At 42.0% G+C, this 11,253-nt stretch carries 8 protein-coding genes and 1 pseudogene; 8 read left to right on the forward strand and 1 reads right to left on the reverse strand.

The window, feature by feature from the left end; all coding sequences use genetic code 11:
* The first annotated feature begins 183 nt into the window (after window positions 1-183).
* The 6 genes from RMY32_RS28685 to RMY32_RS28710 all read left to right on the forward strand — a co-directional run bounded on the left by RMY32_RS28685 (window position 184) and on the right by RMY32_RS28710 (window position 7,311).
* Window positions 184-1,026, forward strand: a complete 843-nt coding sequence (locus RMY32_RS28685; RefSeq protein ID WP_322709377.1) for a YaaW family protein — start codon at window positions 184-186, stop codon at window positions 1,024-1,026.
* Window positions 1,008-2,396, forward strand: coding sequence for an O-antigen ligase family protein (locus RMY32_RS28690; protein WP_322709378.1), 1,389 nt, complete (start codon window positions 1,008-1,010; stop codon window positions 2,394-2,396). Before RMY32_RS28685 ends, RMY32_RS28690 begins: the two co-directional genes overlap by 19 nt.
* A 281-nt stretch (window positions 2,397-2,677) precedes the next feature.
* Window positions 2,678-3,196 (forward strand): hypothetical protein, encoded by a 519-nt coding sequence (locus tag RMY32_RS28695; RefSeq protein WP_322709379.1) that lies wholly within the window; start codon window positions 2,678-2,680, stop codon window positions 3,194-3,196.
* A 428-nt stretch (window positions 3,197-3,624) separates the two neighbouring features.
* Window positions 3,625-4,146 (forward strand): Ycf51 family protein, encoded by a 522-nt coding sequence (locus RMY32_RS28700; RefSeq protein WP_322694581.1) that lies wholly within the window; start codon window positions 3,625-3,627, stop codon window positions 4,144-4,146.
* A 745-nt stretch (window positions 4,147-4,891) separates the two neighbouring features.
* Window positions 4,892-6,082 carry an iron-containing alcohol dehydrogenase family protein gene (locus RMY32_RS28705; RefSeq protein WP_322709381.1) on the forward strand — a complete coding sequence of 397 codons (1,191 nt, stop codon included), beginning with the start codon at window positions 4,892-4,894 and terminating at the stop codon, window positions 6,080-6,082.
* Window positions 6,079-7,311 (forward strand): aspartate aminotransferase, encoded by a 1,233-nt coding sequence (locus RMY32_RS28710; protein ID WP_322709382.1) that lies wholly within the window; start codon window positions 6,079-6,081, stop codon window positions 7,309-7,311. The genes RMY32_RS28705 and RMY32_RS28710 overlap by 4 nt, the downstream gene beginning before the upstream one ends.
* A gap of 529 nt (window positions 7,312-7,840) precedes the next feature.
* Here RMY32_RS28710 and RMY32_RS28715 read toward each other — a convergent pair.
* On the reverse strand, window positions 7,841-8,245 hold the full coding sequence (locus RMY32_RS28715; RefSeq protein ID WP_322709383.1) for a hypothetical protein: 405 nt from the start codon (window positions 8,243-8,245) through the stop codon (window positions 7,841-7,843).
* Window positions 8,246-8,441: 196 nt separating this feature from the next.
* On the opposite strand from RMY32_RS28715, the gene ppsA reads away from it, so the two are divergent.
* Entirely contained in the window at window positions 8,442-10,922 is a 2,481-nt protein-coding gene (ppsA, locus tag RMY32_RS28720) for a phosphoenolpyruvate synthase (protein ID WP_322709384.1), read from the forward strand.
* A gap of 12 nt (window positions 10,923-10,934) precedes the next feature.
* Window positions 10,935-11,123: pseudogene (locus RMY32_RS28725) on the forward strand (element excision factor XisH family protein); the annotation flags it as partial.
* Window positions 11,124-11,253: the final 130 nt, after the last annotated feature.

Consider the following 11,253-nt stretch of genomic DNA (forward strand, 5'->3'; position numbering starts at 1 on the left):
ATCTAATTCAGTATTTGTATTTTTGAGTTAATTGAGGTGGCGGTTGCGCGACGTGCAACCGCCACTTCGTCCTGAACGAGCGCACGACTATTCAAGTGCAAAGTACCCACAGCTTGATAACCCGCAACTTGGGTTAATAGTAGAATAAGGTACAGAAAGCTGCACGGAAGGGAGGAAGGGAAATTGGATGAAATGAGGGCGGCGCTAGAGTTAGCGACCGAAGAAGAATTGCAAGACTTAACGGCAATTCTATTTAGTCGTAAGTTCAATCCCTTAGACTATGTACACACACCCGAACCCATCGAAGTGCAAAGCCAAGACCGCAAAGCTTGGTTAGATGCACTAGAGGGCCGCTTTCGTTTTTTGGCGGCAGATGGGATGACAGTATTACGAGGACGTACAGGACAGGTAACTTACCGACAAGCGTTAGTTCAAGTATGTAAGTACCTCAAAATTCCCTATTCTAATCAACTGGCAACCATTGATTTAGAAGCAGAAGTATTTTTACATCTATTAGGACAGGTGTGGAAAAAGTTGCCGGAACAGGAAAAACAAAAATTGACTCTCCAAGTGCAGCGTCACCTGATCAAATCAGAACTAAAAGAACCGCTACCACTTTTATTGCAGCCCGATCCCTTGGGGTTGCTTTTCAAAGGCGGTAGTGCGATCGCGGTTACTTCTGTTCTCCAGCCACTTGTACTTAAGCAAATTGCCCGTCAATTCGCTATCCACTTTGCTACTTATGAAGTAGCCAAACAAGCGGCAATTACAGGCTCAGAAGCAGCTGCAACGCAATTTCAAAGCTATGTAGCAATGCAAATGGCGCAACGGGGTATGACAGTGAGTGCAGCTCGTTATGGGGCAGCCCGCACGATGTTTGCCGTGATTGGGCCAATGATGTGGACTTGGTTTATTGCAGATTTGGGCTGGAGAGCGATCGCTACTAACTATGGTCGAATCATCCCCACCATCTTTGCTTTAGCTCAAATTCGCCTCACTCGTGAGGAATGTTGGGAGCCAGCTTGAACAAAGTTTTTGAATATTTCAAGTCTCGTTGGCAATCTTCTTGGAACTACTCTCTATGGGCACTGTTCATCTTCCCATTGAGTCCTTTTGTGGGGGCTGTAACTGTAGGTTTTGTCTCATTAATAACTTGGCTGAAACAATCCCGCAAAATTAATCGCCGCCCCCTCAATTGGGGATTTGCCCTGTTGAGTGTATTACTGATTGTGAGTGCTGGGTTTGCCCAAGACAAAACAGCAGCTTTCCTCGGCTTATTTAATTTATTACCATTCTTTTTACTTTTCGCTGCCCATAGCGCTCTGATTCAAACATTTGCCCAATTGCGGCAAATGGCTTGGGCTTTAGCGATCGGTTCCATGCCAGTAGCAATTATGGGCTTGGGACAATTATTTTTAGGCTGGAGTTTCAAGTTCGAGTTTGTGTGGGTTGTGTTTAGTTGGACAATTAGACCAGGCGGAAACCCACCAGGTCGTATCGCTTCCCTTTTCTTGCACGCCAATACCTTCGCAGCTTATCTAGTAATAGTTTTTATCCTTAGTTTAGGGTTGTGGATCGAACAATGGCGATTAGGGATGAGGTATTGGAAATTGAGTATAAGAGGCAGAGGGGCAGAGGGGCAGAGGGGCAGAGGGGAAAGACTGACTGCGCCCCAGTCTCCAGTTCCCTTTCTCTTCCTAACGCTGGCAGTAATTACAAATTTCATTGCCTTAATTTTCACCAACTCGCGTAATGGGTGGGCGATTGCTATTTTTGCCTGTTTAGCTTATGCACTCTACCAAGGTTGGCGTATTCTTGTAGGTAGCGTTGCTGCGATCGTCTCTAGTATTCTTTTGGCGGCTTTTGCTCCCTCATCAGTCGCTCAAATTTTTCGCTTCGTAGTTCCTGCCTTCTTTTGGGCAAGGTTAAATGACGATATGTATCCAGATAGACCAGTCGCTTTAATGCGAAAAACTCAGTGGGAGTTTGCCTGGTCTTTAGCTCAACAACATCCTTGGACTGGTTGGGGATTACGCAGTTTTAGTACACTTTACAAAGCAAAGATGCAGATTCCCTTGGGTCATCCCCATAACTTGTTTTTGATGTTATCTGCTGAAACTGGTTTTCCCAGTACTTGTTTATTTTGTGGCTTACTAGCTTGGATTGTGATTACAAGTGTCCAATTACTGCAAAAGTCAAAATATCTAGATGCAGGAGACAAATTGATATTTTTCAGTTATCTTCTGTCCTTTGTCGGGTGGATTTTATTGAATACAGTAGATGTAACTCTCTTTGATTTTCGTTTGAATGCGCTTTCATGGCTAATTTTGGCTGCTATTGTTGGAGTGGTACATCGTTATCGCGAAAAAGACAAGCTTGCATCTCGTCAAAATTAGCTATTAGTTTTTTCAGTGTATGCACTGGGGACATTGAGAGTTTTAAGTTAATAATATTGTTATATTCACGTCTGTGAGTGTGACTAATACCTAATTAGTCACTGTTGCTGATTGTTGGGAAGGTGTAGGGACATCCCTTTGGGGTTTTCCTGCATGACGGGCATCTCTTGTAGATGCCCTTTTGTATATTTATTATTTTTATTCAGTTAAACACTATTTTAAAAAGATTGAATCTAAGAGGATGTCTGAAATTTTTTATCTTTGATAAAGGAATATAAAATATGATTGCTGAAATTAAACTAGGTCTTTGTAACCCACCAGAACCTATTTATTTATATGTAAAAAAAGGAGAATTAAGCGGGGAATTATACCTATGGTATAATTATGGTATTAATAATAAAATAACTATTCCTGTGCAGCAAAAAGGTCTGACTGGTTATCTATCAGATATTAAATTAACGACGAAAAAGTTTATAGAAAAGGACAACATTAAGTTAGACATTGTTGTTAGAGCAGATGAAATTTATATTGTTAGGACTGGAATAGAAACGAACTTTGCTAAAAGTTTTCTTTTAGCTGCATCGCTAATAGAGGACTTTTCCAAGCCTTTGATTATCGCTGCAATTGCTGGAGAAGAGAATGTGGTTTTTTGTAATCTCTACGACGCAGCAACCAAAACTAGAATTCCCTCTGAATGGAACAGAGATGCTGATTGGCTAGCAATAATTGATAGTATTCAAACTAGGTTGCAGACATCTAAAAATTCCCATATTGTCTCTAGTGAACCAATACTGTTTTAGGAAAACTAGGTAAACCGAGAGATATATTCGCGTTAACTAAGTTAAGACTCTGTATAACTGTTTCAATTGTTCTGACGTTGGCTCCATTCACCGCTAAACTTAGGCGAAACTCGATAACTTTTATGGTCTAGTAGCAATTCTTTGTGAAACTGCACAAAATTAGGCTTGGTAATATATAGCGTTTCCCGACCTGCTGAGGTACTGAGTAAATCACTAATAAAATTAGGTAAGCCTCTGCGTACCTTTGCGTTTGCCTCTGCGCTCCTCTGCGTTTAAAAACATTATTTCTGTACCTCACGTAACTAGGAATTGCTATAAGCGGCTTGAGCAAGTTGTTGTATCTATGCAACCTCACAGGTAATCGGTGTAAGCTCTTGGTAAAATGGGTGTGTCGGTAACGAAAAAAAGACGCCTCCATAAGCAACCTTATGCTCACAACAGCTAATTTTCTTCAGTACACCCAATGGTCAGGTATAGCTACCTTGGTATTTGCTGCCTTGACATTTTTGGCTTTTATTCTCAAATGGGGCATCCGCTTTCGGTTGGTGGGTACGACTGGCTTTATGCTGGTGGTGACTGCTGGTTTATTTGGACTCTCAATAGTCCCCTTGAGTCGGACTGTGATTCCTGGAGCAGCCCGGTACACTCTAGTTTATGACAATGGCTCAACACAAGCGGTGATTGCCACATCACCCCAAATTACACCCACACAATTAGAAGCAACTTTACGTCAAGCAGCTAGCAATCTTTTTTCTTATGGTCGCTCAGGTACACTGGAAGACGGAAATTTGACAGTTCGCGCCCGTACCATTCTCCACCCGGAAACAGGGATTTCTGTGCCAATTTATTTGGGTGAGGTGAAGCGATCGCTCGTTTCTCATCAAAATTCCCCGGTAACAGTCAAAATTTACACAGATAATTTCGCCAAATTGCCAAAACCTACTGCTTAAGAGGCAGAGAGCGGGGAAGCAGGGGGGCAGGGGAAAAGGTTAAAGGGAAAAGGAATAAATTTAATCTTTCCCCTTTTCTCCTTACCCCTTTCCCTTTCCCCATACCCCATACCCAATGCCCAATGCCCAATGCTCCATACCCAGAGAACAAAAGTAAATTACCTGTTATCAGGATGACAAAAATTATTTTGTATTTACTGATACATTAATGGTTATTTTTAGATAAAATATTCACACTTTAGTGGTTATATTGTGGGAAAAAGTTAATCAGCGTGGGGTAATGGGTACTGACAGTTGTAATTTGTCAGTTGTTGTCCTAATTGCCACTGTTGCCATTTTCAAAATTATTTGCAGCAAATCAAGGGATTGTCAGGAAATATATTTGCATACCTTTACATATATATCTATAGCTAAAAATTGCATCAAATAACACGACCGCCTACACATTATCAATTCTCGATTGCTTTTCTTGAGAATGTGACAATGTTAGTGTTAATTAATCATACGGTTATTCAAAACTTTGATAGTTTGGAATTTCAGACCAATGGGTATTTATAGATTCAAGCAATGTCGTCAAACTACTCAATCAGTCGGCAACAGGACTTATCTATTTAATTGCTTGGTTCAAATCCAGATCGGCTGGGTGTCAAGTTGGAGCCATCCAAAAACCAGTTTGGCAACAAGTATCCTCGATCGCTAGTCTATTTATATTAAGAAGTATCAAGGTTTTGGTAAACGAGATTATATGCCCAATAATTCTTCTACTCAACCTTCTTTGTCTACTCAAACCTCTAGTTCATTATTTACGCTCACAGTTTCCCCCGCAAAAGTAATCCGTGGTTCTGGGGTGTTGCAAACAGCCGCAGCAGAGATTGCCTGTTTGGGAAGTCGTCCCTTAATTGTGGCAGGTAAGTCTACTCTCGCTATCAGCCAACAAAATTTACAACCAGTTTTAGAAGCGCAGCAGTTACATACTGTCCAAGCTTCTTATGGTGCAGATTGCTGCGAAGCTAGCCTAAAATCTTTACAGAAAAAGGCAAAAGAACATAAAGCTGATGTCATTATCGGTGTTGGTGGCGGCAAAGCCCTAGATACAGCGAAATTAGTTGCACAGCAGTTACATTTACCAGTAGTGACAATTCCGACTTCCGGGGCTACTTGTGCAGCTTGGAGTGCCTTATCGAATGTTTATTCGGAAGATGGAGCTTTTCTCTACGACGTGGGGCTATCTCGTTGTCCCGACTTATTGATACTCGATTATGACTTGATTAAAACTGCACCGCAACGTACCTTAATAGCTGGAATTGGTGATGCGATCGCTAAGTGGTATGAAGCCTCAGTTAGTAGTGGACACCTGCAAGACACTTTAATTATTGCTGCGGTGCAACAAGCACGAGTTTTGCGAGATATCTTGTTACAAAAGTCAGCCGCCGCCCTGGAAGAACCAGGTAGTGAGGTTTGGCGAGAAGTGGTAGATGCTACTGTATTACTAGCTGGGGTAGTTGGAGGACTTGGAGGAGCGCAGTGTCGCACAGTTGCCGCCCATGCTGTGCATAACGGTTTAACTCATATTTCTGGACATGGTAGTATTCATGGCGAAAAAGTTGCTTTTGGAATTTTGGTACAACTGCGTTTAGAAGAAATGCTACAAGGCAATCAACTAGCAGCATCAGCACGGCAACAGTTGTTAAAGTTCTACACAGAAATTGGACTACCCCAGAAATTAAGTGATTTGGGATTGGGCAATATTACATTAGGCGAGTTGCAAACAGCCGCCGAAATGGCTCTAGTTCCTAATTCTGACATCCATCGACTACCGTTTAAAGTTGCACCAGAACAGTTGATGGCGGCAATGGTTTCTACCACTGCACCTATAGATAGTAGAGATACTACAAATCGAGTTTCGCCCAAGGGAATGAGTGACGAGGTTTTATGAGTTTAAATTGGATTGTCCCAGCAGAACGCATACAAAAACTACCACCTTATGTATTTGCCCGTTTAGATGAACTGAAAGCTAAAGCACGGGAACAAGGGTTAGATTTAATTGATTTGGGTATGGGAAACCCCGATGGTGCAACGCCAGCACCAGTAGTCGAAGCGGCGATCGCAGCTTTAAAAGATTCTAGCAATCACGGTTATCCACCTTTTGAGGGCACAGCTAGTTTCCGCCGTGCCATTACTAACTGGTATCGTCACCGTTATGATGTGGTTCTCGATCCTGATAGCGAAGCCTTGCCATTGCTGGGTTCTAAAGAAGGATTAACTCATTTAGCGATCGCCTACATTAACCCTGGTGATTTAGTTCTGGTTCCTTCCCCAGCTTATCCGGCACATTTTCGCGGCCCGGCGATCGCTGGTGGGAAAATCCACAGCTTGATTCTTAAACCCGAAAATGACTGGTTAATTGATTTAGCTGCCATTCCTGACGAGGTTGCTAGACTTGCCAAAATCCTTTATTTCAACTATCCCAGCAATCCCACCGCCGCCACCGCCCCCCGCGAATTTTTTGAAGAAATCGTCGCCTTCGCCCGCAAATATGAAATTTTGCTGGTACATGATTTGTGTTACGCCGAATTAGCTTTTGATGGTTATCAACCCACTAGCTTGTTAGAAATTCCCGGTGCGAAAGATATTGGTGTGGAATTTCACACCTTATCTAAAACCTACAATATGGCTGGTTGGCGCGTCGGGTTTGTCGTGGGCAACCGCCATGTAATTCAAGGTTTGCGGACGCTGAAAACTAACTTGGATTATGGCATTTTTGCAGCATTACAAACAGCAGCCGAAACAGCTTTGCAACTGCCAGATGTGTATTTGCACGAGGTACAACAACGCTACCGTACCCGCCGCGATTTCCTGATTCACGGGTTAGGAGAGTTGGGTTGGGATATCCCCAAAACCAAGGCGACGATGTATCTTTGGGTGAAGTGTCCCGTTGGCGTTGGTTCCACAGATTTTGCCCTGAACGTGTTGCAACAAACAGGCGTTGTGGTTACTCCCGGTAATGCCTTTGGGGTTGCAGGTGAGGGTTATGTCAGGATCAGTTTGATTGCAGACTGCGATCGCTTGGGTGAAGCTTTAAACCGCTTCAAGCAAGCTGGCATCCGCTATCAGCCTGAAGCTGTAGTCCCTGCTTCAGAAGCGATCGCCGATCTGGTTAGTTGATTAGAAAAAAGAAAACCAATATTACATGACTAAAATTTTTGCTGACGATCTTTGAGATCGTGTAACAAATACGATTATACGAAGCAACAGCTATTGCAAGTGAACTCTCTAACGTGGACTTCCAGGTTGAGACAACCCGTAGCTATATTCAATAGACTTCTTGCAGTAGTGGGGGAAGGGGCAAAGGTATGGAATTTTCCCTTCCTTTTAAGCTTTCCCCAACATCTTGCAAAGTTATTTTTGCAAGATGTGTAATATCTGCTGCCAAAATTTAATGTAGCATTTATTACCCGCAAACTAGATATTGAATGAAGACGGAGGGCAGTTCGAGTTTACGGAAGACTGCCTTCTGCTTGCTGTCTTTCTTAATAAATACCTAATCTTAAATCCAATATCTAATTTTTTTGCTATGGTGATCCCAAAGGAATTGTTAAGTGCTTACGAGATGTAAATTAAATGACTAATCAAGCACCAAGTATTACTTAATATAATGGAGTAAGTAATTCACTTATAAAATACATCTTTCTTATTACTTATTGGGTTGAAGAATACGCGTTTCAATATCTTCTAATGTTTGTAACAATAAACGATTTGCCTGCAATTTCCAACCCCATTTCTGAATTCTATAAGCTAATACAGTTCCAACTACACACGCTAACAAGCCTATGGGTTGATTTAAAGAAATTCCTAGTAGCAAACCTAATCCAGCAATTCCCCAAAATGGTAAGGCTACTGTTTGTCTTTGTTCTTCCACAACTTGGGTAATTAGATTAGATTTCATCGTAGCAAGTAATGCCTCTTTCACTTGCTGCTGTTCTGTTACGGATACTGTTAAACCTATTTTACGGCGTAGTTTTTCTATTTTACGGGCATCAGTACTGTATTCAGTTAGTTCATCTTCTGCCATTTTCAGGAGTCGTTCTAGCTGCGCCATAATTTATTACATCCGGTATTTTGAGCGAGTTATTAAACTGAATAATTGTTAATTTTTATTGCTTTTAATTTTGTATTTTATCGCCAAATATCAAACTACGCGACACAACCAAAAATCTCAAGTTGAATATGGGAAAAATAAATATAGTAGCAGTTATGCACTAACAAATTGAGTATAAACTGAAAAGGTAATATTTATGACTACAGTATCTAAAAGCACTTTATCTCTATCTGCGCAAGAGCGATCGCTCATTCTCTGGTTTGATGAAATTGGGATTGCTGATATACCTGTCGTTGGTGGTAAAAATGCTTCATTAGGGGAAATGATTCAACAGTTAACACCCAAAGGCATTAACGTTCCCACAGGATTCGCCACTACTGCTTACGCTTATCGTTATTTCATTCAATCAGCGGGGTTAGAAGCAAAACTACGCAAACTCTTTGCTGACTTGAATGTTGAAGATGTCAAAAATTTACGAGAACGCGGCAAAAAAGCGCGATCGCTATTAATCCACACACCATTTCCTGTAGAATTGCGCGAGGCGATCGCCACAGCATACCATAGTCTCTGCGAACAATACCATACAGACACAGATGTGGCAGTCCGTTCCAGCGCCACTGCTGAAGACCTTCCCGATGCTAGTTTTGCTGGACAGCAGGAAACTTACCTCAACGTTGTCGGTGTCGAAGGAGTTTTAGCAGCTTGTCATAAATGCTTTGCTTCTCTATTTACCGATCGCGCTATTTCTTATCGCCACGCCAAGGGATTTGACCACTTTAGCATTGCTCTGGCTGTGGGCGTGCAAAAAATGGTGCGTTCTGACTTAGCAACCTCTGGGGTGATGTTCTCTATTGATACAGAAACAGGTTTTAAGGATGCGGCACTAATTACAGCTGCCTACGGTTTAGGTGAAAATGTTGTCCAGGGGTCTGTCAATCCCGATGAATATTATGTTTTTAAACCAACTTTAAAAGCTGGTTTCCGCCCAATTATCGATAAAAAATTGGGTAGTAAAGAACTGAAAATGATTTATGATGACGGCTCTAAATTTACGAAAAATGTTTCGGTTTCACCCAGCGAAAGAGGTAAATTCGCTCTGAGTGATGAAGAGATTTTACAACTAGCAAGTTGGGCGTGTTTAATTGAAGACCATTATTCCCAAGTCCACGGCATTTTTACTCCAATGGATATCGAGTGGGCAAAAGATGGAATTACGAACCAACTTTTTATCGTGCAAGCGCGCCCCGAAACCGTCCAGTCACAGAAGACGGGAAATGTGTTGCGGAGTTATCGGTTGGTATTGGGGAATAAGGAATCGGGAATCGGGAATGGGGAAAAATCTTCCCAATCCTTAATTCCCCTCGTTACGGGAAGTGCAATTGGGGAAGCAATTAGTCAGGGAAAAGCACGCCTGATTTTAGATGTTCAGAAACTAGAACAGTTCCAAGTCGGGGAAGTCTTGGTGACAGAGAGAACCGATCCCGATTGGGAACCAATTATGAAACGCGCTAGTGCAATTGTCACTAATTCTGGAGGTCGCACGTGTCATGCAGCAATAATTGCGCGAGAATTGGGTGTACCTGCGATCGTCGGATGCGGCAATGCTACGGACATCTTGAAACCTGGTCAAGAGGTAACAATTTCTTGTGCTGAAGGGGAAGAAGGAAAAGTTTATCCAGGCTTATTACCTTTTGAAGTTAAAGAAGTCCCTTTAGAGAACTTACCCCGCACCCGCACTAAAATTTTAATGAATGTGGGTAATCCCCAAGAAGCATTGAGTTTATCGGCAATTCCTAACGATGGCGTAGGTTTAGCACGGACAGAATTTATCATTGCTAACCAAATTCAAATTCATCCAATGGCCTTGATTCACTATGATTCGTTAAAAGATGAATTTGCCAAAGCTAAAATTGCTGATATTACCGCACTTTATCACGATAAACCCCAATATTTTGTAGATAAATTAGCTCAAGGCATTGGTAGAATTGCCGCAGCATTTTATCCGAAATCAGTGATAGTCCGAACCTCAGATTTTAAAAGTAATGAATATGCCAATTTATTGGGTGGAAGACAGTTTGAACCCCATGAAGAAAACCCAATGTTAGGTTGGAGGGGGGCGGCGCGTTACTACGATGAAGGCTACAGAGAAGCTTTTGCCTTAGAATGTCATGCCCTCAAAAGGGTACGGGAAGAAATGGGTTTGACAAATGTCATCCCCATGATTCCCTTTTGCCGCACTCCTGACGAGGGGCGTTTGGTTTTAGCAGAGATGGCAAAAAATGGTTTAAAGCAAGGTGTTAACGGCTTGCAGGTTTATGTGATGTGTGAGTTGCCCAGTAATGTGATTCTGGCTGAGGAATTTGCTGAGGTATTTGATGGCTTCTCCATAGGTTCTAATGATTTAACTCAATTGACACTAGGGATAGACAGAGATTCGGCATTAGTAGCGCGATTGTTTGATGAACGCAGTCCAGCTGTTAAGCGAATGGTAAAAATGGTCATAGAAACAGCGAAAAAATGCGATCGCAAAATCGGCATTTGTGGGCAAGCACCCAGCGACTATCCAGAATTTGCCCAGTTTTTGGTTGAACAAGGAATTGACTCGATTAGTCTGAATCCAGATTCAGTTTTAAAGACGATGTTGGAAGTCGCAAAAGTCGAAGGTACTAATTCGTAATTCGAGTAATTTATGCCAGCTAAAGACCGCTACCACCAGAACGTCAAAAATGCCCTAATCAAAGATGGCTGGACGATTACCGACGATCCATTTCATCTGAAGTGGGGAAAAAAGGATCTTTACGTAGATTTGGCAGCCGAAAAGTTGCTCATTGCAGAAAAAGGAACACAGAAGATTGCTGTAGAAATCAAAACTGTGATTTGAACGATAATTTAGCCAAACGGTCACGAAATACTTCAGAAGCACTTAGGACAAGATATACTTCATACTTGAGACATGAGTTGTAAGAATGATAATCGTATAGTTAGGGGGAGACAAGGGTGAGCAAGGC

Source organism: Nostoc sp. ChiSLP03a, from assembly GCF_034531215.2.
Classification (GTDB): Bacteria; Cyanobacteriota; Cyanobacteriia; order Cyanobacteriales; family Nostocaceae; genus Nostoc.